The following is a 24,658-nucleotide window of genomic DNA, read 5'->3' on the forward strand; positions in this document are numbered from 1 at the left end:
CTCTCCGGAACGATTAATGACGGAAGTGGCGCATATCGGTAAAGATCATGGCAATGCCGTGCTCATCCGCCGCCGCAATCACCTCTTCATCGCGGATAGATCCGCCAGGCTGAATCACACAGCTCACGCCCACCGCAGCGGCCGCATCAATACCGTCGCGGAAGGGGAAGAACGCATCTGACGCCATGGCAGAACCTTTCACTTCCAGTCCTTCATCGCCCGCTTTAATACCGGCAATTTTAGCGGAGTAGACGCGGCTCATCTGGCCGGCACCAATCCCGATCGTCATCCCGTCACGCGCATAGACAATGGCGTTGGATTTAACAAACTTCGCGACCTTCCAGCAGAAGAGGGCATCACGCAGCTCCTGCTCCGATGGCTGACGCTTGCTGACCACGCGCAGCTGGCTGGCATCGACCATACCGAGATCGCGATCCTGAACCAGCAGGCCACCGTTGACGCGTTTGAAATCCAGCGCTGCCGTGCGGTTTTGCCACTGGCCGCAGATCAGGACACGGACATTCTGTTTCGTGGCGGTAATCTTCAGCGCGGCCTCGGAAACGGCTGGCGCGATGATCACCTCAACGAACTGGCGGCTGATAATGGCCTGTGCTGTCGCTTCATCCAGCTCGCGGTTAAAGGCGATGATGCCCCCGAACGCAGAGGTAGGGTCGGTCTGGTAAGCACGGTCATAGGCTGACAGCAGGTCGTCGCCGGTCGCAACGCCACAGGGGTTAGCATGTTTAACAATGACGCAGGCGGGGTCACTGAACTCTTTGACACACTCGAGTGCAGCATCCGTGTCAGCGATATTGTTATAGGAGAGCGCTTTGCCCTGAACCTGTTGCGCGGTGGCAACCGAGGCTTCAGCAACCTGCTCTTCTATATAGAAGGCCGCCTGCTGGTGGCTGTTTTCGCCGTAACGCATATCCTGCTTCTTGATGAAGTTCAGATTCAGGGTACGCGGGAAGCGACCTGCAGGCTGATTGCGTTCACCGTGATAGGCGGGCACCAGACTACCAAAGTAGTTTGCGATCATACCGTCGTAAGCGGCGGTGTGTTCAAACGCTTTGATCGCCAGATCGAAACGGGTGTCGAGCGTCAGGCCGTTCTGGTGGGCATCCATTTCAGCAATGATGGCGTCGTAGTCGCCGCTGCTGACCACGATGGCCACATCTTTGTGGTTCTTGGCGGCAGAGCGCACCATGGTCGGGCCGCCGATATCAATGTTTTCTACTGCGTCTTCCAGTGAGCATCCTTCACGGGCAACGGTCTGGGCAAAGGGATAGAGATTAACGACCACCATGTCGATAGGGCTGATGTCATGCTGCGCCATGATGGCATCATCCTGGCCGCGACGACCCAGAATGCCGCCATGCACTTTCGGATGCAGGGTTTTGACGCGTCCATCCATCATTTCCGGGAAACCGGTGTAATCAGAGACTTCTGTGACAGCCAGACCCGCATCCGCCAGCAGGCGAGCGGTTCCACCTGTGGAGAGTAGTTCGACACCGCGACTGGAGAGCGCCTGAGCAAATTCGAGGATGCCGGCTTTGTCAGAGACACTGAGCAAGGCGCGGCGTACAGGACGAGGTTGTTGCATGGTGGTTTATCCCTTGGCTTTGTTTCGCGTATAGAAGAGCGTTACATCAGGTTTTACAGCGGTTTTCTCTTCTATATAAGAAGGAAAGATCAAAAACCTCAGGTAACGCCCCTAAAAGGGGAGTCCGTCATATTGCCCGGCATTGTAGCGAAAACGTTTGCGTGATGCTCGCCTAAATTTGCTAGGCCTTGCGAATGTGGATAACGCTGTGTGTAACTGCGTATAACAGCGACTTTTGCTGTGGAATGCAGCGAACGCGCTTTTTTCTGCAATTTATGGGTTGCGCCTGTCTGACAACTCCCTATAATGCGCCTCCATCGACACGGCACAACGGCTTACGGAATGCGGTGTTGAGAGGTTCAGGAGACTGAGCCGCCGGAGAAAAAACTTCTGAAAAAGAGGTTGACTCTGAAGGAGGAAAGCGTAATATACGCCACCTCGCGACAGGGCGCTAACGCACTGTTCGCACTGCTCTTTAACAATTTATCAGACAATCTGTGTGGGCACTCGCAGGATTGATATCAGCGTCCTCGGACGCACAAAAATATCAAAGCCTCACGAGTGAACACATAATGAAATTCATTATGACGTTTTACAGATGAGCACCGCTGAACCCGTTTCAGCAAATCAAACTTTAAATTGAAGAGTTTGATCATGGCTCAGATTGAACGCTGGCGGCAGGCCTAACACATGCAAGTCGGACGGTAGCACAGAGAGCTTGCTCTTGGGTGACGAGTGGCGGACGGGTGAGTAATGTCTGGGGATCTGCCCGATAGAGGGGGATAACCACTGGAAACGGTGGCTAATACCGCATAACGTCGCAAGACCAAAGAGGGGGACCTTCGGGCCTCTCACTATCGGATGAACCCAGATGGGATTAGCTAGTAGGCGGGGTAATGGCCCACCTAGGCGACGATCCCTAGCTGGTCTGAGAGGATGACCAGCCACACTGGAACTGAGACACGGTCCAGACTCCTACGGGAGGCAGCAGTGGGGAATATTGCACAATGGGCGCAAGCCTGATGCAGCCATGCCGCGTGTATGAAGAAGGCCTTCGGGTTGTAAAGTACTTTCAGCGGGGAGGAAGGCGGTGAGGTTAATAACCTCACCGATTGACGTTACCCGCAGAAGAAGCACCGGCTAACTCCGTGCCAGCAGCCGCGGTAATACGGAGGGTGCAAGCGTTAATCGGAATTACTGGGCGTAAAGCGCACGCAGGCGGTCTGTTAAGTCAGATGTGAAATCCCCGGGCTTAACCTGGGAACTGCATTTGAAACTGGCAGGCTTGAGTCTCGTAGAGGGGGGTAGAATTCCAGGTGTAGCGGTGAAATGCGTAGAGATCTGGAGGAATACCGGTGGCGAAGGCGGCCCCCTGGACGAAGACTGACGCTCAGGTGCGAAAGCGTGGGGAGCAAACAGGATTAGATACCCTGGTAGTCCACGCCGTAAACGATGTCGACTTGGAGGTTGTTCCCTTGAGGAGTGGCTTCCGGAGCTAACGCGTTAAGTCGACCGCCTGGGGAGTACGGCCGCAAGGTTAAAACTCAAATGAATTGACGGGGGCCCGCACAAGCGGTGGAGCATGTGGTTTAATTCGATGCAACGCGAAGAACCTTACCTACTCTTGACATCCAGAGAACTTAGCAGAGATGCTTTGGTGCCTTCGGGAACTCTGAGACAGGTGCTGCATGGCTGTCGTCAGCTCGTGTTGTGAAATGTTGGGTTAAGTCCCGCAACGAGCGCAACCCTTATCCTTTGTTGCCAGCGATTCGGTCGGGAACTCAAAGGAGACTGCCGGTGATAAACCGGAGGAAGGTGGGGATGACGTCAAGTCATCATGGCCCTTACGAGTAGGGCTACACACGTGCTACAATGGCGCATACAAAGAGAAGCGACCTCGCGAGAGCAAGCGGACCTCACAAAGTGCGTCGTAGTCCGGATCGGAGTCTGCAACTCGACTCCGTGAAGTCGGAATCGCTAGTAATCGTGGATCAGAATGCCACGGTGAATACGTTCCCGGGCCTTGTACACACCGCCCGTCACACCATGGGAGTGGGTTGCAAAAGAAGTAGGTAGCTTAACCTTCGGGAGGGCGCTTACCACTTTGTGATTCATGACTGGGGTGAAGTCGTAACAAGGTAACCGTAGGGGAACCTGCGGTTGGATCACCTCCTTACCTGAAGATACCTTCCCGCGCAGTGCTCACACAGATTGTCTGATAAAAAAGTAATGAGCAAAGCGTCTTGCGAAGACAGACTTAAATGTCCCCTTCGTCTAGAGGCCCAGGACACCGCCCTTTCACGGCGGTAACAGGGGTTCGAATCCCCTAGGGGACGCCATGCTCGGTGACAGGTGAAAGATGTTGCCCACATATCTTAAAGATGACTTACGAGTCATGTTTAAGATATTGCTCTTTAACAATCCGGAACAAGCTGAAAATTGAAACGACATGACGCGTTCATTCTCCGTAATAAGAATGAAATGGCGACATGTCCGAGTCTCTCAAATGCTTACAGTCTGCAGCGTTGAAAAACGCCTGTGGGTTGTGAGGTTAAGCGACTAAGCGTACACGGTGGATGCCCTGGCAGTCAGAGGCGATGAAGGACGTGCTAATCTGCGTAAAGCGACGGTAAGGTGATATGAACCGCTACAGCCGTCGATGTCCGAATGGGGAAACCCGGTGCACTCAGTGCATCATTGCAGCATGAATACATAGTGCTGCAAGGCGAACCGGGGGAACTGAAACATCTAAGTACCCCGAGGAAAAGAAATCAACCGAGATTCCCCCAGTAGCGGCGAGCGAACGGGGAGCAGCCCAGAGCCTGAATCAGCATGTGTGTTAGTGGAAGCGTCTGGAAAGTCGCAGGGTACAGGGTGATACTCCCGTACACAAAAGCACACACGCTGTGAGCTCGATGAGTAAGGCGGGACACGTGGTATCCTGTCTGAATATGGGGGGACCATCCTCCAAGGCTAAATACTCCTGACTGACCGATAGTGAACCAGTACCGTGAGGGAAAGGCGAAAAGAACCCCGGCGAGGGGAGTGAAACAGAACCTGAAACCGTGTACGTACAAGCAGTGGGAGCACCCTTGTGGTGTGACTGCGTACCTTTTGTATAATGGGTCAGCGACTTATATTCTGTAGCAAGGTTAACCGTATAGGGGAGCCGCAGGGAAACCGAGTCTTAACTGGGCGTTAAGTTGCAGGGTATAGACCCGAAACCCGGTGATCTAGCCATGGGCAGGTTGAAGGTTGGGTAACACTAACTGGAGGACCGAACCGACTAATGTTGAAAAATTAGCGGATGACCTGTGGCTGGGGGTGAAAGGCCAATCAAACCGGGAGATAGCTGGTTCTCCCCGAAAGCTATTTAGGTAGCGCCTCGTGAACTCATCTCCGGGGGTAGAGCACTGTTTCGGCTAGGGGGCCATCCCGGCTTACCAACCCGATGCAAACTGCGAATACCGGAGAATGTTATCACGGGAGACACACGGCGGGTGCTAACGTCCGTCGTGAAGAGGGAAACAACCCAGACCGCCAGCTAAGGTCCCAAAGTCATGGTTAAGTGGGAAACGATGTGGGAAGGCACAGACAGCCAGGATGTTGGCTTAGAAGCAGCCATCATTTAAAGAAAGCGTAATAGCTCACTGGTCGAGTCGGCCTGCGCGGAAGATGTAACGGGGCTAAACCATGCACCGAAGCTGCGGCAGCGACACTATGTGTTGTTGGGTAGGGGAGCGTTCTGTAAGCCGTCGAAGGTGTGCTGTGAGGCATGCTGGAGGTATCAGAAGTGCGAATGCTGACATAAGTAACGATAAAGCGGGTGAAAAGCCCGCTCGCCGGAAGACCAAGGGTTCCTGTTCAACGTTAATCGGAGCAGGGTGAGTCGACCCCTAAGGCGAGGCCGAAAGGCGTAGTCGATGGGAAACAGGTTAATATTCCTGTACTCGGTGTTACTGCGAAGGGGGGACGGAGAAGGCTATATCAGCCGGGCGACGGTTGTCCCGGTTTAAGCGTGTAGGCGGAGGGTCCAGGTAAATCCGGACTCTTTTAACGCTGAGGCGTGACGACGAGGCACTACGGTGCTGAAGTGATAAATGCCCTGCTTCCAGGAAAAGCCTCTAAGCATCAGGTAACACAGAATCGTACCCCAAACCGACACAGGTGGTCAGGTAGAGAATACCAAGGCGCTTGAGAGAACTCGGGTGAAGGAACTAGGCAAAATGGTGCCGTAACTTCGGGAGAAGGCACGCTGGCGCGTAGGTGAAGGGACTTGCTCCCGGAGCTGAAGCCAGTCGAAGATACCAGCTGGCTGCAACTGTTTATTAAAAACACAGCACTGTGCAAACACGAAAGTGGACGTATACGGTGTGACGCCTGCCCGGTGCCGGAAGGTTAATTGATGGGGTTATCCGCAAGGAGAAGCTCTTGATCGAAGCCCCGGTAAACGGCGGCCGTAACTATAACGGTCCTAAGGTAGCGAAATTCCTTGTCGGGTAAGTTCCGACCTGCACGAATGGCGTAATGATGGCCAGGCTGTCTCCACCCGAGACTCAGTGAAATTGAACTCGCTGTGAAGATGCAGTGTACCCGCGGCAAGACGGAAAGACCCCGTGAACCTTTACTACAGCTTGACACTGAACATTGAGCCTTGATGTGTAGGATAGGTGGGAGGCTTTGAAGCGCGGACGCCAGTCTGCGTGGAGCCATCCTTGAAATACCACCCTTTAATGTTTGATGTTCTAACGTGGCCCCGTGATCCGGGGTGCGGACAGTGTCTGGTGGGTAGTTTGACTGGGGCGGTCTCCTCCCAAAGAGTAACGGAGGAGCACGAAGGTCAGCTAATCACGGTCGGACATCGTGAGGTTAGTGCAATGGCATAAGCTGGCTTGACTGCGAGAGTGACGGCTCGAGCAGGTGCGAAAGCAGGTCATAGTGATCCGGTGGTTCTGAATGGAAGGGCCATCGCTCAACGGATAAAAGGTACTCCGGGGATAACAGGCTGATACCGCCCAAGAGTTCATATCGACGGCGGTGTTTGGCACCTCGATGTCGGCTCATCACATCCTGGGGCTGAAGTAGGTCCCAAGGGTACGGCTGTTCGCCGTTTAAAGTGGTACGCGAGCTGGGTTTAGAACGTCGTGAGACAGTTCGGTCCCTATCTGCCGTGGGCGCTGGAGAATTGAGGGGGGTTGCTCCTAGTACGAGAGGACCGGAGTGAACGCACCACTGGTGTTCGGGTTGTCATGCCAATGGCACTGCCCGGTAGCTAAGTGCGGAAAAGATAAGTGCTGAAAGCATCTAAGCACGAAACTTGCCCCGAGATGAGTTCTCCCTGACCCCTTGAGGGTCCTGAAGGGACGTTGAAGACGACGACGTTGATAGGCCGGGTGTGTAAGCGCAGCGATGCGTTGAGCTAACCGGTACTAATGACCCGTGAGGCTTAACCTTACAACGCCAGAGGCGTTTTTTGAGAGACAGATTTTCAGCTTTGTTACCGGATAACAGTTGTGTCCTGCGGAGTAAAGTCCGAAGGATTCTGCGCTGAGGCAAGGCGGCAACCGAGCGATGTGAAGGAGCATACTGACGTATGTGACTGAGCAGCGGGAGGGCGGCCAACGCAGCATCAGCACAGAAGACACAGGACAGAGCACAAAGAATTTGCCTGGCGGCTTTAGCGCGGTGGTCCCACCTGACCCCATGCCGAACTCAGAAGTGAAACGCCGTAGCGCCGATGGTAGTGTGGGGCCTCCCCATGCGAGAGTAGGGAACTGCCAGGCATTATACAAGTGAAGAAGCCCCGCACTGACGTGCGGGGCTTTTTTACGTCTGCTGTTTGCCAATTTAAGCTGAAACATTTTCATTTTCTGCATGAAACCTCGACAACTCACCCCAATCAGGCTAATGTTGGGCATCCAGATGTCTAAACGTTTATACGGTTGTATGAGGTGAGCAGGTTATGCCAATCAGGGTTCCCGACGAATTACCGGCAGTAAATTTTTTGCGTGATGAAAATGTCTTTGTTATGACATCATCGCGCGCCAGTGTTCAGGAGATCCGTCCGCTTAAAGTGCTGGTACTGAATCTGATGCCGAAGAAGATCGAAACGGAGAATCAGTTTCTGCGTCTGCTGTCCAACTCACCCTTACAGATCGATATTCAGCTGCTGCGTATCGACAGCCGTGAGTCGCGCAACACCCCCAGCGAGCACCTCAACAACTTCTACTGCAATTTCGAAGATATTCAGCACGACAACTACGATGGCTTAATCGTGACAGGTGCGCCGCTCGGACTGGTTGATTTTAACGATGTCGCTTACTGGCCACAGATTCAGCGCGTGCTGCACTGGGCAAATGAGCATGTTACCTCAACCCTGTTTGTCTGCTGGGCGGTGCAGGCTGCGCTGAATATTCTGTATGGTATTCCGAAACAAACCCGACAGAACAAACTGTCTGGCGTCTATGAGCATCAGATACTGCATCCGCACGCGTTACTGACCCGGGGTTTTGATGATAATTTCCTGGCTCCGCACTCACGCTATGCTGATTTTCCTACCCAGCTGATCACGGATTACACCGATCTTGAGCTGTTTGCTGAATCGGAACAAACCGGTGCGTATCTGATGGCGAGCAGGGACAAGCGACTGGTCTTTGTTACCGGTCACCCGGAGTATGATGCCCTGACCCTGGCCGGTGAGTATCATCGCGATTATGAAGCGGGCGTGAAACCGGAGATTCCGTATAACTATTTCCCGCAGAATAATCCGGCGCTGCCACCGCGCGCCACCTGGCGCAGCCACGGTAATCTGCTGTTTTCAAACTGGCTCAACTACTACGTCTATCAGATCACGCCGTTCGATCTGCGTCACATGAATCCGACGCTGGAATAGTCCCGCTTAATCTTCAACTGAACCGTGTTAGCCGATGGCAGCACGGTTTTTTTTCGCCTGTAAAAAGCCAGATGAAAAGCATTCCTTTAAAAGATGAAACTTTAATCCGTTCTGAAACAAAGAGATATCGACGTTTAAATTCAAAAATGGAAATAGTTTTTGATTTAAGAAAATAAATGCTTATGCTCTGGATCTGTAGCTCACAAAACAAACAGCGAGTGGATCCGCTGCATTCGATCTTTTGAATACAGGAGAGCGCCAGCATGACAGATTCCGTGATCAGCCATACCCTGACCTTCAGCCAGCCCCTGAACCAGGGAGCAGAGAGCCTGTTTACCCCTGAAGCCATCTCGTTTTTAGAAACTCTGGTGACACGCTTTGCGCCGCAACGCGAAGCACTGTTACTCGACCGCCAGCGGCGACAACAACGCTATGACCAGGGCACGCTGCCAGACTTCGATATGGAAACCGCTTCCATAAGAGAAAGTGAATGGCATATTCGATCCATTCCGGCCGATTTAGCGGATCGCCGGGTGGAGATCACCGGTCCACCCGATCGGAAGATGGTGATCAACGCGCTGAATGCTGACGTGAACGTCTTTATGGCTGACTTTGAGGATTCGCTTTCCCCGGCGTGGTCGAAACTGATTGACGGTCAGCTCACGCTGCGCGAGGCGGTGCAGGGAACGCTGAGTTACACCAGCGACAAGGGAAAAATCTATCAGTTAAACGCCCATCCGGCGGTGCTGATGTGCCGGGTGCGCGGTCTGCATCTGTCAGAAAAACATGTCAGCTGGCAGGGTAAGGCGATTCCGGGCGGCCTGTTCGATTTCGCTCTCTACTTTTTCCACAACGTTCGCGCTTTACTGGCGAAAGGCAGCGGCCCTTACTTCTATCTGCCGAAAACCGAAAGCTGGCAGGAGGTCGCCTGGTGGCGTGAGATCTTTCGTTTCAGCGAGGATCAGTTCGATCTGCCGCGCGGTACGATCAAAGCGACGGTGCTGATCGAGACCCTGCCTGCGGTCTTCCAGATGGATGAGATCCTGTGGAATCTGCGCGATCACATCGTCGGCCTGAACTGCGGTCGCTGGGATTACATCTTCAGCTATATTAAAACCCTGCAACAGCATCCGGATCGGATATTGCCGGATCGCCAGTCGGTGACCATGTCGCAGCCATTCCTGGATGCCTATTCGCGACTGCTGATTAAAACCTGTCATCGCCGGGGGGCATTTGCGATGGGGGGCATGTCGGCCCTCATTCCCCACAAAGATCCGGCGCGCAATGCCTGGGTATTGCAACGCGTAACAGAAGATAAGCAGCGTGAGGCGGGCAATGGGCACGACGGCACCTGGATAGCGCATCCTGGCCTGGCAGAGAGTGCGATGGCCGTCTTCAATGCCGCTCTCGGCGATCGGCCTAATCAGCTGCATGTCATGCGTGAAGCGGACGCCCCGATCACGGCAGAGCAGTTACTTGCGCCCTGTGAAGGGCAACGCACCGAGGCGGGTATGCGTGCCAACATCCGCGTCGCGCTGCAATACCTTGAGGCCTGGATTAGCGGTAACGGCTGTGTGCCGATTGATGGACTGATGGAGGATGCCGCTACGGCGGAGATTGCGCGCACCTCGATCTGGCAGTGGATTCGCCACCAGCAAATCCTGGACAGCGGCCAGCCGGTCACCGCTGAACTGTTTCTGCGCTGGCTGAACGAAGAGCTGCATCTGCTGCAAAACACGCTGGGTGAATCCCGTTTCAGCGGCGGTCGCTACCACGACGCGGCGCAGCTGATGGCGCAGATCACCACCGAACGCGAACTGGTTTCCTTTCTTACCCTGCCAGGCTACCGCCTGATCCCCTGAACAGAGGAGCTATTGCCATGACACGCACTCAACAAATCGAGCAACTTGAACAGGATTGGCAGACCGCACGCTGGCAGGGGATTACCCGCCCGTACAGCGCAGCAGAGGTGGTTAATCTGCGCGGCTCATTACAACCCGCCTGTACGCTGGCGGAGCGCGGTGCAGAGAAACTCTGGGCACTGCTGAACGGCAAGGCAAAGAAGGGCTACATCAACAGTCTGGGCGCGCTGAGCGGCGGTCAGGCCCTCCAGCAGGCGAAAGCGGGCATTGAAGCGATCTATCTCTCTGGCTGGCAGGTGGCGGCAGATGCCAACGTTGCCGGGCAGATGTATCCCGACCAGTCGCTCTATCCGGTCAACTCAGTGCCGGAGGTCGTGACGCGCATCAATCAGACCTTTCAGCGTGCCGATCAGATTCAGTGGTCCGCGGGTATCGAAGCGGGTGACAGCCGGTACACCGATTTCTTCCTGCCGATTGTTGCCGATGCGGAAGCGGGTTTTGGCGGCGTGCTGAACGCATTCGAACTGATGAAGGCGATGATTCAGGCGGGTGCCGCGGCGGTTCACTTCGAGGATCAGCTGGCTGCGGTGAAAAAATGCGGCCATATGGGCGGTAAGGTGCTGGTGCCGACCCAGGAGGCGATTCAGAAACTGGTGGCAGCCCGGCTGGCCGCCGATGTGATGGGGGTGCCCACCCTGCTGCTGGCCCGCACCGATGCCGATGCCGCTGACCTGATCACTTCAGACTGCGATGAATATGACCGTCCCTTTATCCGGGGCGACCGGACGGCAGAAGGGTTCTTTCGCACCCATGCGGGGATAGAACAGGCGATCAGTCGCGGTCTGGCCTATGCACCCTATGCTGACATCCTGTGGTGTGAAACCTCGACGCCGGACCTGGCGATGGCGCAGCGCTTTGCCGACGCTATCCATGCGCGCTTTCCCGGCAAACTGCTGGCCTACAACTGTTCGCCGTCGTTCAACTGGAAGAAAAATCTCGACGACAGCACCATCGCGACGTTTCAGCAGTCGCTCAGCGACATGGGTTATCGCTTCCAGTTCATCACGCTGGCAGGCATCCACAGCATGTGGTTCAACATGTTTGATCTGGCCCATGCCTATGCTCAGGGCGAAGGGATGCGTCACTATGTTGAAAAGGTTCAGCAACCTGAGTTTGCGGCGCGCGATCGCGGTTACAGCTTCTCGTCGCATCAGCAGGAGGTGGGCACCGGCTATTTCGATCAGGTCACCAATACCATTCAGGGCGGTAAATCGTCGGTCACGGCGCTGACCGGTTCGACCGAAGAGCATCAGTTCTGACGCGCTTTCCTGACGGATCCCCCGCCCGCACGCTGCGGGCGGGCCTTTGCCGGAGCTGATTATGCCGCCACGTGAATCTTTAATCGCCCACACGATTCTGCAGGGTTCAGATGCGCAGTATGGCCGCTTTCTGGATATCACCGCCGGGGCGCAGCAGCGGTTTGAAGAGGCGGAGTGGCAGGCGGTGCAGTACGCCATGAAGGCTCGTATCCACCTCTACGACCATCATGTCTCTCTGGTTGCTGACCAGCTGCGGGTGCTGAACGGCGCGGCAGACTGGGATCAGGCATTCTGGCTGCGGATCAAGGAACACTATCAGAGCCTGCTTCCCGGCTACCCGCGGCATGAGATTGCCGAAAGCTTTTTTAACTCCGTCTACTGCCGGTTACATGGTCATGCCGATCTGCAGCCGGAGCGCCTGTTTATCTTCAGCTCTCAATCCCAGGCTACGCCGGTCACCCCTTTGCGGCCCCTGTCGCGACGTTATCTGCCGGACAGAGGCTGGCGGGCCGTGGTGGATCAGGCTCTGGCCGATTTACCGCTGACCCTGCCGTGGCAGCACCGCGCCCGGGATGTCAGCTGGATTGTCCGTCACCTGACGTCGCACTTTGCCGGTCTGGATCAGGGCTGGCTTGAGGTCAGCAGTGAGCTTTTTTATCGCAACAAAACCGCGTGGCTGGTGGCGCGCCTGCATCTGCCGGACGGCATCGCTCCCTGTCTGCTGCCGATTCAGCGCACTGACGCCGGCGAACTCTGGATAGACACCTGTCTCACCGATGTGAATGACGCCAGCATTGTCTTTGGGTTCGCCCGCGCCTGTTTCATGGTCTATGCCTCGGTGCCTGCTGCGCTGGTCGCCTGGCTGCAACCGATTCTGCCAGGCAAAACCCTGGCGGAACGGTACAGGGCGATTGGCTGCCAGAAACATGGCAAAACGGAAAGCTACCGTGAATATCTTCAGGCGCTGGCAGAGAGTGATGCGGCCTTTGAGATCGCGCCTGGTGTGCGCGGCATGGTGATGCTGGTTTTCACGCTGCCGGGGTTTGATCGGGTGTTTAAGGTCATTAAGGATCGCTTCGCGCCACAGAAAGAGGTGACGGAAGCGCAGGTGCGCGCCTGTTATCAGCAGGTCAAAGAGCATGATCGCGTGGGACGTATGGCCGATACGCAGGAGTTTGAGCAGTTTGCGCTGCCGCTGGCGCGCTTCTCACCGGCGCTGCTGGCTGAGCTGAACGCCTGTGCGGCAGAAAAAGTGGAGATCCGGGGCGACCGTCTGATCATTCGTCATCTGTGGCTGGAGCGACGGATGCAGCCGCTTAATCTCTATCTGGCGCAGGCCAGCGCGGCAGAGCGGCATCATGCAATCGAGGAGTATGGCAACGCCATCCGGCAGCTGGCGGCCGCCAATATCTTTCCCGGCGATATGCTGTTTAAAAACTTCGGCATCACCCGCCATGGCCGGGTCATTTTTTATGACTACGATGAGATCCGCCCGATGCTCGAACTGAACTTCCGGGAGGTGCCGCGCGCGCGTTATGAGGAAGATGAACTCAGCGCAGAGCCCTGGTACAGCGTCGGGCCGGACGATGTGTTTCCGGAGACTTTCCGCTATGCGTTATGCAGCGAAGCCGCGACCGGCGCCTTGCTGCTGCAACTGCATCCGGAGCTTTTTGACCCCGGCTGGTGGCGCGCTCAGCAGCAGCGCATCGCTCAGGGCCATGTGGAAGAGGTAATTGCCTGGCGGCAGACGCAGCGTTTCAGCGTCTGCTACGCGGCAGAAACCGTTAACGACCGCTGTACGCCAGCGTAACCTGTCGCGCCTCGCGGATGACCAGCGCGCCGAGTTCAGTAATGCGGTCATCCGTCATGCGGGCAATCGGGCCGGAGATGGAGAGCGCCGCAAAGGCGTCGCCATGTTCGTCATAGATGGGGGCGGCGACACAGCGCAGACCCAGCGCATGCTCCTCATCGTCAAAGGAAAAGCCCGCTTTGCGCACCTGTGCCAGATTCTCCTTCAGGCTCTGCGGCGACATCAGCGTCTTTGCGGTGTAGTAGTGCAAGCCCTTCTGATGCAACAGCGCCGTGACCTGCTCATCGCCCAGATGTGCCAGGAACGCTTTGCCGGCACCGGAGGCGTGCATCGGCAGCTTGCCGCCAATCGGCGCGGACATCCGCATCAGCTGCGTGCACTGCACCTGATCGATGATCACGGCCTGATGATCGCTGAGATCCAGCACCGCCAGATTGACCGTCTCGCCAGACTGCTCCATCAGCCTGCGCAGCACCGGGTGCACCAGCGCCAGCAGGTTACGGCTTTGCAGAAAACTGCTGCCGACCACAAAGGCGTGTGCGCCGATAGTCCACAGACCCAGGTCGCCCACCTGACGGACAAAACCCTGCTGCTGCATGGTGCTGAGCAGGCGATGGGTGGTGGAGTTTGGCAGGCCCGCCTGCTGGGCCAGTTCGGTCAGCGCCACGCTGCCGTGTGAATCGGCAATCAGCTCCAGCAGGGTCAGGCCGCGCGTCAGCGACTGGACCTGACCGCCCGCTGGTGCGGCGACAGGTGTGCTACGGGGTTTTTTGCCGCGCTTAGCGGGAACCGGCGTTGCCATGGGAAACTCCTCTTTTGCATTGTGGAAATCATTTTCGTTTTAATCGTGACGTTTGCAAACGCTGCTTTTCTGGTCAGACCTCTCAGCCCGCGATCGTTATCCGTCCCGCATAAGGTGACTTTGTCGCCAGTTAAGCTTGTGCCAGAATGAAAAACAGGCTTTTTCGCCAGCAGACTGACGTGAGTGGGGCAACGGTGAGCACGAAAATCGACGCGTTATATCAGCAGCTCGCACAACGCATTATGGTGCTGGACGGTGCCATGGGCACCCTGATCCAGCGCTACCGGCTGGAGGAGGCGGATTTTCGCGGCAGCCGCTTCGCCGAGTGGCCCTGCGATCTTAAAGGCAACAACGATCTGCTGGTGCTGAGTCAGCCGGCGGTGATCCGCGAGATCCACGACGCCTATCTGGCCGCAGGCGCTGACATCCTCGAAACCAACACCTTCAATGCCACGTCGATTGCGATGGCAGATTACCGCATGGAAAGCCTCTCGGCAGAAATCAACCGTGAAGCGGCCCGGCTGGCACGATCCTGCGCCGATGCGTGGACGGCGAAAACGCCGGATCGCCCGCGCTTTGTGGCGGGCGTGCTGGGCCCGACTAACCGCACCTGCTCTATCTCGCCCGATGTAAACGATCCCGCCTTTCGCAACGTCACCTTCAGTCAGCTGGTGGATGCGTACCGGGAGTCGACCCGCGCGCTGGTGGAGGGCGGTGTTGACCTCATCATGATTGAGACGGTGTTCGACACGCTGAATGCGAAAGCCGCGGTCTATGCGGTGCAGAGCGAGATGGAGGCGCTGGGCGTGACGCTGCCGCTGATGATCTCCGGGACGATTACCGATGCCTCCGGGCGAACACTCTCCGGCCAGACCACCGAAGCCTTTTATAACGCTCTGCGTCATGCAGAACCCCTCTCTTTTGGCCTGAACTGTGCGCTCGGCCCGGATGAGCTGCGTCAGTATGTGGCGGAGCTGTCGCGCATCGCTGAGGGCTACGTCAGCGCGCACCCCAACGCGGGTCTGCCCAATGCGTTTGGCGAATATGATCTCGATGCGGAAGTGATGGCCCGGCAGATGGGGGAATGGGCCCGTGCCGGCTTCCTGAATATTATTGGCGGCTGCTGTGGTACGACGCCGCAGCATATTGCCGCCATGGCCGCCGCTGTTGAAGGCGTCACACCGCGGAAGCCACCGGCTATTCCGGTGGCCTGTCGTCTCTCCGGTCTGGAGCCGCTTAACATCAGCGCCGAATCACTGTTTGTGAACGTCGGGGAGCGCACCAACGTCACCGGCTCGGCAAAATTTAAGAGACTGATTAAAGAAGAGAAATATCACGAGGCGCTGGACGTCGCGTTGCAGCAGGTGCAGAGCGGCGCGCAGATTATCGACATCAACATGGATGAAGGGATGCTCGACGCCGAAGCGGCGATGGTGCGTTTTCTGAATCTGATTGCGGGCGAACCCGATATCGCCCGCGTGCCGGTGATGATCGACTCTTCGAAATGGGCAGTGATTGAAAAAGGGTTACAGTGCATTCAGGGTAAAGGAATCGTTAACTCGATTTCGATGAAGGAGGGCGAGGCGGCCTTTATCCATCATGCCCGTCAGGTGCGGCGCTACGGCGCTGCCATGGTGGTGATGGCCTTTGATGAAGTGGGGCAGGCGGATACCCGCGCCCGTAAGATCGCGATCTGCCGCCGGGCTTATCAGATCCTCACACAGGAAGTCGGTTTCCCGCCGGAAGATATCATCTTTGACCCCAATATCTTTGCCGTGGCGACCGGCATAGAGGAGCACAACAACTACGCGATGGACTTTATCGGGGCGTGCGAAGATATCCGGCGTGAACTGCCCCATGCGATGATCTCGGGCGGCGTCTCCAACGTCTCATTTTCCTTTCGCGGCAACGAACCGGTTCGCGAAGCGATCCACGCCGTGTTCCTCTATCACGCCATCCGCAACGGCATGGGGATGGGGATCGTGAACGCCGGCCAGCTGGCTATCTATGACGACTTGCCCGCTGAACTGCGCGATGCCGTCGAAGATGTGATCCTCAACCGGCGCGAAGAGGGCACCGAGCGGCTGCTGGCGCTGGCGGAAACGTACCGTGGCGGCAAAAGTGACGGCGCGCAGGAGAAACAGCTGGCGGAGTGGCGCGGCTGGGCGGTAGCTAAGCGAATGGAATATTCGCTGGTTAAAGGAATAACGGAGTTTATTGAGCAGGATACCGAAGAGGCGCGCCAGCAGGTGTCCCGCCCGATAGAGGTTATCGAAGGGCCGCTGATGGCGGGCATGAATGTGGTCGGCGACCTGTTCGGCGAAGGCAAAATGTTCCTGCCGCAGGTGGTGAAATCGGCACGCGTCATGAAACAGGCGGTAGCGTATCTGGAACCCTTTATCGAGGCCAGTAAAGAGGCCGGGCGCAGCAACGGCAAAATCGTGCTGGCCACGGTGAAAGGGGATGTGCATGACATCGGCAAGAATATTGTTGGCGTGGTGCTGCAGTGCAATAACTACGAAATTATCGACCTGGGCGTGATGGTGCCAGGGGAGAAGATCCTGAAAACCGCGCGGGAAGTCGATGCGGATATTATCGGCTTATCGGGCCTGATCACGCCGTCGCTGGATGAGATGGTTAACATGGCGAAGGAGATGGAGCGTCAGGGCTTTACGCTGCCGCTGCTGATAGGCGGCGCGACTACCTCAAAGGCGCATACCGCCGTCAAAATCGAGCAGCACTACAGCGGTCCGACGGTTTACGTGCAGAACGCTTCACGCACCGTCGGCGTGGTGTCATCGCTGCTCTCCGACACGCTGAAAGCCGATTTTATTGCCCGGACCCGACGGGAGTATGAAACCGTGCGCATCCAGCACGCACGCAAAAAACCGCGCACGCCGCCGGTGTCGCTGCATGCCGCGCGCGATAACGCCAGCCTGATCGCGTGGGAAAACTACACGCCACCGGTGCCGCATCGCCCCGGCGTCAGTCAGGTAGAGGCCAGTATCGACACACTGCGCCACTATATCGACTGGACGCCGTTCTTTATGACCTGGTCGCTGGCGGGCAAATATCCCCGCATTCTGGAAGATGAGGTGGTGGGTGAAGAGGCACAGCGTCTGTTTGCCGATGCCAGTGCGATGCTCGACAGATTAAGTGAGCAGTCGCTGCTGACACCGCGGGGCATGGTCGGTATTTTCCCGGCTAACCGGGTCGGTGACGATATCCATCTCTATAGCGATGAGCGGCGCGATGAAGTTTTGTGTGTGAGTCATCACTTACGTCAGCAGACAGAGAAAACCGACTTTGCAAACTACTGCCTGGCCGATTTCGTGGCACCCAAATCAACGGGAAAAGCGGATTATCTTGGCGCTTTCGCGGTGACCGGCGGGCTGGAAGAGGATGCGCTGGCGGCGGCGTATGACCTGCAGCATGACGACTACAACAAGATTATGGTGAAGGCGCTGGCGGACCGTCTGGCGGAGGCGTTTGCCGAATATCTGCATGAGCGGGTGCGTAAGGTGATCTGGGGCTTCGCCCCCAATGAAAATCTCAGCAATGACGAGCTGATTCGCGAGCGTTATCAGGGGATACGACCGGCGCCAGGCTATCCGGCCTGCCCGGATCACACCGAAAAAGCGGCCATCTGGACGCTGCTGGGGGTGGAAGAACAGATCGGCATGACGCTCACCGAATCCTATGCCATGTGGCCGGGCGCCGCCGTCGCTGGCTGGTACTTCAGCCATCCTGACAGTCGATATTTCGCCGTGGCGCAGATCCAGCGTGACCAGGTGGAGGATTATGCGGCCCGCAAAGGCATGTCGGTCAGCGAAGTGGAACGCTGGCTGGCACCGCATCTAGGCTATGACGAGGAGTAAAAAAGCGGCCGGGAGACCGCTTCAGACAGCTGGAAATTTAAATCCGGGCGAATCTTACTGCAATGAATAAGCTCAATGCGCAGGGAACCCGGTCAGAAGAGGAAAGCGTCCCGCGGCAGGGACGGCGCGGGCCGAGCGGCCAGGGATTGGCATTAGCGCCTTTCCGAACTGACCGGGTTCCCTGTGCGTGCACCCGCTTACCGCAGAGCAGGCTCAGGGAGCATACGCCTTGCGCAAAGTCGCCTTAACGCCATCCATGGCAGGCTCAGCGCGGGCCATCCCTGGCCCGCTATGCTTTGCTTCAGGCGTATGCTCCCATCGCTTTACGTCCGGCCGCCGTCTGAACGAGGCCGCCTCTGCTTAGTTAAAGCGCGCGTCGCGATCGGAGGTCAGATCATACAGCTGGTACTTACGACCCAGCATCTGACCGCCATCCCGCGTCAGCGGCACCCAGTTAACCTGCGCGCGACCGCGTGTTGGCGTCACGGTGAACAGATCCATCGGCACAGAGATATAGAAGCCTTTGGTGAAATCACCCTCGCCATACTCTTCCGAGGAGACGTTGGTTTTCGTGGCATACACCCCCACCATCACGCCGCTGTCAAAGCGCTTGGACACATCAACCGTCACGCCTTTATCTTTCGCCAGATACTGACCGACGCTGGCTTTCACCAGCACATCCTGCATAAACCACGGACGCCAGTAGCCGGTCAGGTTGCCGGTTGAGGCTTTATAGCGGTTGAACTGCATCATGTTATCCCAGTCACGCTGCCGGACGTAGTTGGCATCGACGCCCACCGCCCAGTTCGCATCGACCGGACGATAGAGCACCTCGCCGCCCACGCCGCCATACATCGTCTCCAGATAACCGCCGTAGACCTGACCATAGAAGCCGTTACCAAGGTGGCCCATATAGTTGGCCTGCAGATCGTTAACGTAGACGTTATTCTCGACGTAGTCGCGGATGTGGGTACGTACGCGCGGCAGCGATGAGTCGGCCGGTGCGCCGTTATAGTTGAACTTATCGTAGTTGTTGGCGAGGTTGCCAAACAGACTGCCCCCCACCAGCAGGTGGTCGGTCAGCCAGTAATCGACGTTACCCATCACGCCGACCTGATACATGTAGAAACTCTCCGGGCCGCCCACCGACTGATTCAGCACCGGTGACAGGCTGTAATTCAGGCGATCTTTGCGGATAAACATCCCCTGCTCAGTAGTGCCCGGATCGACCGGATCTTTGCGCGTCTGCTGCAGCGGCTGCTCATGGCCCAGCGGATAGCCTTGCAGATCGTTACGCAGGCTGGCGACCTGCGTTTCCGTGGTGACCTGCGGCATATTAAAGCGCGACTCGGTGACATTGATGGTGTCGATGCCGTCCGGCAGATGATTCATGATGATGCGGTTAGCGCGATCGACGCCTTCGCGGGTATCGCGATATTTGGTCTGCTCACCGGAGACATAGAGCGTATGCCCCTGTGTCTGAATACGCGGGCCATCGAGACCGGCGTTATATTTCAGGTCGGTAAGCTGATTCCCCACCACGGTCGGCTCCAGCAGACGCGGCTGCGGCTGCGGATTGTAGGCGGGCTTCTCGCTGTCGATGTGCGCCTGGCGCAGATCGTTAAAGTTCGTGCGCAGGGTAACACCAAACATAAAGGTGTTGCCGCGTTCGTAGCTGGCGTTGATATCCGCCCAGTCGGTCACACGGTAAATCGCCCCGACGTTCAGCTTGCTGCGCTGCTCCAGACGGCCAGCAAAGTCATTCTGATAGTCGTTACCCTCATACTCCATTTTAAGGCGCAGCGGCTGCCAGGGGGTCTGATACTCAATACCGCCAAACAGCGCCGTCGGACCGTGGAACATCTGCGAGCCGTTGATGGAACCCGCTTCGCCGACCCGTGGACGCTGACAGTAGCTGTCGCTGTAGGAACAGAAGGGGTTCTTCACCGTGCCGCTGTTGCCGAGATAGCCCCAGCCGAGACCGAACGTAAAGTCGAACGGCCCCCAGGCCTTGGTCGCCACCAGATATTCGCTGTCGAACAGGCCCGTGCCGCCGAGATCGCGGGTGCCGACCGCCACTTCCGGCAGCCAGAATCCTTCCTGCCACAGACGCAGTTTCAGGTCGAAGGCTTTATCTTTATAGCTCTGCGTGCCGCTGAATTCAGAGACCGCACTGTACTGGCGGGTACGCACGTCGGTGTAACGCACGGTCGTCTCCAGCCACGGGAAGAGCTGCAGCGATGCGGAGTAGTAGCGATACTGATCGTTGTCGCGGGCATTGAGGCTGAACTCCCCCTCTCTGGCCATGCGCGCGGTCGGCACCTGCATCAGGCCCACGCCGCCAAAATCAGATTGTGAAGGTCCCACCGGCGCAGGCCAGGTGTCAGCCTGCGCCTGACAGGCTGCCGCCACGGAAACAGCCAGCAGGCTGAAGAGATAACGTTTTTTCATCAGTCTGGTATCCGGTGAGTCAGTACGGAGAGGAGGCGATCGTTGAGATCTTCATAGGCGCCTGGCAGGCTCCACGATGAAAAGCCGAGCCAGATAATGCTGCCTGGCTCCACTTCCACATGGCGATGATTCCAGTACGCTACCGGCACCTGCTGCGTGGCACCCGACGGGTCAATCACCGTAACAAAATTGCGTTCTGCCCCGGAAAGTAACGAATGCCCCTCGAGATAGTCACGTACGGATTTTCCCGGTTGCCAGCTCACTTTGCCTGCCCCACTCAGCGCGCCGAGCAGCAGCACGGAATCGGACGGGGTTTGCAGCCAGAGGTCATAGCTGCCTTCCAGACGACGGTTGTCTGCCGGATGCAGACGGATCCAGTCCGGGTCGAGCGAGGTAAACTGGCGGCCTGTTACCCTGATCGCACTCAGCTGGCGGATCACCTCATCAATGGCCGCCGCCCGGTCGCCACTGCTGTCGGCACGCCACGCGCGCAGTTCACCCAGCGTCTGCTGATAGTGCTGCTGTGCCACGGCGCTGGCACCGCGCTCGGCAATAAAAGTATGACGCCAGTCCGTGTTCGCCTGCAGCGGAGGAAGCGTCACCAGTTGGGCGATATCGGCAATCTGGCTCAGTTCAGCCTGACCGCCATTATGCGGTGCGTGGACAATCACCTGCGCCGTCGCCTGTGCGCCTGCGCTGCTGAGCAGGCTCAGCCCGGCCAGCAAAAATGTTATTTTTTTCATGATTTCGCCGGCTTCAGAATAGTGGTGTCTACAGGGAAGGCATCTGCCGCCAGCATCTGATGGGCCTGCACCACATCGCCGCTGCTGTTATCGATCCAGAAGGTGTTTTCCCACGTGCGGTTACTGCTGTCGATGCTCACCTGCTCATGCCAGACGCGGCAGGGAATGCGGTTGCCCGCGAGGGTCAGGACTTCATCGGTGCCGCGCGCAAAGGTAGAACGCACGGTCGCGCCGCGAACCTTGCCCTGTTCGGTCCACTGCACGATGCGGGTCCAGCCTGCGCCATTGCTGAGGTGAAGGGCGGCAGCCAGCGGGTCCTGCTGCAGATTGCTGACGCTCAGCAGGTTATCCGGTAAGCCCAGGGTTTTTACCAGGCGCCCATGCTGTGTGACCAGCATCGCCTGATCCTGAGTCACCCATTTCTGCTGACCATTCTCGTTATAGCCCAGCACCACGAAAATACGCGGTCCCTCATTCAGCCGGGCATAGAGACTGGCGTAGGGCAGATTGTTGACCTGTTGATCGGTTACGGTGACGTCGTCAGGACCGTTAACCGCGAGCAGCAGGGTCTGTTCAAGACCTTTTTGCGTTTGTGTACAGGCCTGCAGCAGCAGGCAAGCGAGCAGCAGAGGAAGTTGGCGCACTGTGTGTCCCTGATAAGTCATGCCAAAGTAAAAATAACCACACAGACGTGTGGTTATGTTTAAAGGTGCTCTGCCCGTTACGTCTGGCGGCAAAACGGCGGACTGTGTGGCGTCGCTGAAACGTCAGCGTTGCCCGTAAGTCACCGGTCAGCAATCAGACGCGTTTCGGGTTTCCATCAACGAGTTGTACTCGTCGTGGTTGTGGTTGTTGTACCGGTATTTGCACCGTCACCACCGCCAGAAGCGGCGATCCCGATCCCGACCAGCGCGCCCAGCGCACCGATACCGACAGCGGTCGACGTGCCGGACGAGATTGCTCCCGCCTGCGCGCCAGCTGCGGAACCCGCTTCTTCCGGCGCGGCAAAGGCGCTGGATGAGGCGGCAACGAGGATCAGGGCTGCACCGGCAACCATAGTTTTTTTCATAACAACGTTTCCTGCATTGAGTGAATGAAGGATCTCCGCCTGACGACCCTGGCTATACAGACAAGCTATGACCAGAGCGACAGGCAGTCCCATTGCGGGCGCGTTCATTATAGGGCAACAAAATATCAGAGTTCAGCGCTATAAAAACCAGGGCGGCGAAGGAGGTGATGGCGTGATTTAATCAGTCAGATTGGAGATAACCGCCTTTTATATCGGAATATTTCGGCCTGATGCCAGATATTTCGCTGCGGGTTAAAGAATTGCAAAGCGTAATGTTCTCTTTTATTAATATCTGGTACGGAATAAGAATAATCAGAATTTACTTAGGATTGCTAAAATTAAATAGGATTATGAATCAAGGGTTAACCCAGGGTAATGACACTTTTCAGGTCCATTTTATACTGGGTATTGGCGGGTATGCTCCGGCAATGTTCAGAATTGTCTTAGGTGACTTTCGGAATTTTCCCGCGCCAGTGACGGTCTGTATATCCATAAAGCGCCAGACAGGGCGTAAACAGAGACAAAAAAAGGCGGCAAATGTGCCGCCTGATTAATTTAAAGCCGATTAACGCCAGGACTTGTAGCGATTAATTAAGGCATTAGTGGAACTGTCATGACTGGTAATCTGTTCATCATTTTCCAGTTCCGGCAGAATGCGGTTCGCCAGTTGCTTCCCTAATTCCACACCCCACTGATCGAAGGTGAAGATATTCAGGATGGCGCCCTGAGTGAAGATTTTATGTTCATACAGGGCAATCAGCGCACCCAGGCTGAACGGGGTAATCTCACGCAGCAGGATAGAGTTGGTCGGGCGGTTACCTTCAAAGACTTTGAACGGCACGATATGGGCCACGGACTCTGCGGATTTACCGGCATCCGTAAACTCTTTCTCCACCACGTCGCGTGACTTACCAAAGGCCAGCGCTTCGGTCTGCGCAAAGAAGTTGGAAAGCAGCTTCGGATGGTGGTCGGCGAGGGCGTTATGGCTGATGGCGGGGGCAATAAAGTCGCACGGTACCAGCTTGGTTCCCTGATGGATCAGCTGATAGAACGCATGCTGACCGTTGGTGCCCGGTTCGCCCCAGATAATAGGACCGGTCTGGTAGTCCACCGGGTGACCGTCGCGATCCACATACTTGCCGTTTGACTCCATATTTCCCTGCTGGAAATAGGCCGCAAAGCGGTGCATGTACTGGTCATAAGGCAGGATCGCTTCGGTTTCGGCACCAAAGAAGTTGTTGTACCAGATACCAATCAGCGCCAGCAGCACCGGCAGGTTCTGTTCAGCAGGCGTCGAGGCGAAGTGCTGATCCATGGCGTGTGCGCCGCTCAGCAGCTGCTCGAAGTTATCGAAACCGATAGATAGAATGATCGACAGGCCGATGGCAGACCAGAGCGAATAGCGACCGCCGACCCAGTCCCAGAATTCAAACATGTTGTTGGTGTCGATGCCAAACTCGCCCACCGCTTTGGCGTTGGTGGAGAGCGCCGCAAAGTGTTTCGCCACGTGCTGCTGATCGCCAGCCGTTTTCAGGAACCAGTCACGCGCACTGTGGGCGTTGGTCATGGTTTCCTGCGTGGTAAAGGTCTTCGATGCGACCAGGAACAGGGTGGTTTCCGGGCTGAGATCTTTCAGCGTTTCGGCGATGTGGGTGCCGTCAACGTTAGAAACAAAGTGCATGTTCAGGTGGTTTTTATACGGGCGCAGCGCCTCAGTCACCATGAACGGGCCGAGGTCGGAGCCGCCGATACCGATGTTTACCACGTCCGTAATCGCTTTACCGGTATAGCCTTTCCACTTGCCGCTGATGATACGTTCGGAGAAGCCTTTCATCTTATCCAGCACCGCGTTCACTTCCGGCATCACATCTTTGCCATCCACCAGAATCGGGGTGTTGCTGCGGTTACGCAGCGCGACGTGCAGCACCGCACGATCTTCGGTCCGGTTAATCTTCTCACCCGAGAACATAGACTTAATGGCACCGCTGAGATCGGTCTCTCTGGCCAGCGCCTGTAACTTATCGAGGGTTTCCTGGGTGATGCGGTTTTTGGAGAAATCCACCAGCATCTGATCATCAAAGGTGGCAGAGAATTTGGCAAAACGATCGGCATCCTCAGCAAACAGATCGGCAATTTCCACCGATTTCATCTGCTCAAAATGCTGTTGCAGCGCTTTCCAGGCTGCGGTTTGTGTCGGATTGATATTTTTCATGGCAACACTCTTGTTGA

12 protein-coding genes, 1 tRNA gene and 3 rRNA genes are annotated in these 24,658 nt (G+C 56.6%); 9 read left to right on the forward strand and 7 right to left on the reverse strand.

Features of this window, described 5'->3' with window-relative positions:
- Positions 1 to 13: 13 nt before the first annotated feature.
- Positions 14 to 1,603 carry a bifunctional phosphoribosylaminoimidazolecarboxamide formyltransferase/IMP cyclohydrolase gene (gene purH, locus AC6I7A_RS01150; protein WP_046100994.1) on the reverse strand — a complete coding sequence of 530 codons (1,590 nt, stop codon included), beginning with the start codon at positions 1,601 to 1,603 and terminating at the stop codon, positions 14 to 16.
- Between the two features lie 636 nt (positions 1,604 to 2,239).
- Here purH and AC6I7A_RS01155 point away from each other — a divergent pair.
- From AC6I7A_RS01155 to aceK, 8 genes are all read left to right on the forward strand, one after another.
- Positions 2,240 to 3,779: ribosomal RNA gene (locus tag AC6I7A_RS01155) — 16S ribosomal RNA — on the forward strand.
- Positions 3,780 to 3,866: 87 nt separating this feature from the next.
- Positions 3,867 to 3,942 (forward strand) — tRNA-Glu (locus AC6I7A_RS01160).
- 210 nt (positions 3,943 to 4,152) lie between these two features.
- A 23S ribosomal RNA gene (locus AC6I7A_RS01165) occupies positions 4,153 to 7,057 on the forward strand.
- Between the two features lie 213 nt (positions 7,058 to 7,270).
- A 5S ribosomal RNA gene (gene rrf / locus AC6I7A_RS01170) occupies positions 7,271 to 7,386 on the forward strand.
- The 16S, 23S and 5S rRNA genes sit together here with 1 tRNA gene alongside, the layout of an rRNA operon.
- Before the next feature lie 179 nt (positions 7,387 to 7,565).
- Complete coding sequence (gene metA, locus AC6I7A_RS01175) at positions 7,566 to 8,495, forward strand: homoserine O-acetyltransferase MetA (protein WP_009092644.1); 930 nt, start codon at positions 7,566 to 7,568, stop codon at positions 8,493 to 8,495.
- A gap of 263 nt (positions 8,496 to 8,758) precedes the next feature.
- On the forward strand, positions 8,759 to 10,357 hold the full coding sequence (gene aceB, locus AC6I7A_RS01180) for a malate synthase A (RefSeq protein WP_058956984.1): 1,599 nt from the start codon (positions 8,759 to 8,761) through the stop codon (positions 10,355 to 10,357).
- 17 nt (positions 10,358 to 10,374) lie between these two features.
- Positions 10,375 to 11,676, forward strand: a complete 1,302-nt coding sequence (aceA, locus tag AC6I7A_RS01185; protein ID WP_058956985.1) for an isocitrate lyase — start codon at positions 10,375 to 10,377, stop codon at positions 11,674 to 11,676.
- A gap of 61 nt (positions 11,677 to 11,737) precedes the next feature.
- The gene (gene aceK / locus AC6I7A_RS01190) at positions 11,738 to 13,486 is read left to right on the forward strand and encodes a bifunctional isocitrate dehydrogenase kinase/phosphatase (RefSeq protein WP_058956986.1); all 1,749 of its coding nucleotides are present in this window, start codon (positions 11,738 to 11,740) and stop codon (positions 13,484 to 13,486) included.
- Here the strand turns inward: aceK and iclR are convergent.
- Positions 13,461 to 14,288: a glyoxylate bypass operon transcriptional repressor IclR gene (gene iclR / locus AC6I7A_RS01195; protein ID WP_046100998.1), complete on the reverse strand. Its 828-nt coding sequence runs from the start codon at positions 14,286 to 14,288 to the stop codon at positions 13,461 to 13,463. The genes aceK and iclR overlap by 26 nt on opposite strands.
- A gap of 194 nt (positions 14,289 to 14,482) precedes the next feature.
- Here iclR and metH point away from each other — a divergent pair, with 194 nt between their 5' ends.
- Positions 14,483 to 18,166: a methionine synthase gene (metH, locus tag AC6I7A_RS01200; protein WP_058957045.1), complete on the forward strand. Its 3,684-nt coding sequence runs from the start codon at positions 14,483 to 14,485 to the stop codon at positions 18,164 to 18,166.
- A gap of 360 nt (positions 18,167 to 18,526) precedes the next feature.
- Here the strand turns inward: metH and AC6I7A_RS01205 are convergent, their stop codons facing one another.
- The 5 genes from AC6I7A_RS01205 to pgi form a co-directional block, all read right to left on the reverse strand.
- Positions 18,527 to 20,617 carry a YjbH domain-containing protein gene (locus AC6I7A_RS01205; RefSeq protein WP_046100999.1) on the reverse strand — a complete coding sequence of 697 codons (2,091 nt, stop codon included), beginning with the start codon at positions 20,615 to 20,617 and terminating at the stop codon, positions 18,527 to 18,529.
- Positions 20,617 to 21,360: a capsule biosynthesis GfcC family protein gene (locus AC6I7A_RS01210; protein WP_058956987.1), complete on the reverse strand. Its 744-nt coding sequence runs from the start codon at positions 21,358 to 21,360 to the stop codon at positions 20,617 to 20,619. The genes AC6I7A_RS01205 and AC6I7A_RS01210 overlap by 1 nt, the downstream gene beginning before the upstream one ends.
- Positions 21,357 to 22,004 carry a YjbF family lipoprotein gene (locus AC6I7A_RS01215; RefSeq protein WP_046101001.1) on the reverse strand — a complete coding sequence of 216 codons (648 nt, stop codon included), beginning with the start codon at positions 22,002 to 22,004 and terminating at the stop codon, positions 21,357 to 21,359. Before AC6I7A_RS01215 ends, AC6I7A_RS01210 begins: the two co-directional genes overlap by 4 nt.
- 176 nt (positions 22,005 to 22,180) lie before the next feature.
- Entirely contained in the window at positions 22,181 to 22,429 is a 249-nt protein-coding gene (gene yjbE / locus AC6I7A_RS01220; protein WP_009092634.1) for an exopolysaccharide production protein YjbE, read from the reverse strand.
- Positions 22,430 to 22,994: 565 nt separating this feature from the next.
- Positions 22,995 to 24,641 (reverse strand): glucose-6-phosphate isomerase, encoded by a 1,647-nt coding sequence (pgi, locus tag AC6I7A_RS01225; protein ID WP_058957046.1) that lies wholly within the window; start codon positions 24,639 to 24,641, stop codon positions 22,995 to 22,997.
- Between the last annotated feature and the right edge of the window lie 17 nt (positions 24,642 to 24,658).

The sequence above is a fragment of the Type-F symbiont of Plautia stali genome, assembly GCF_059731105.1.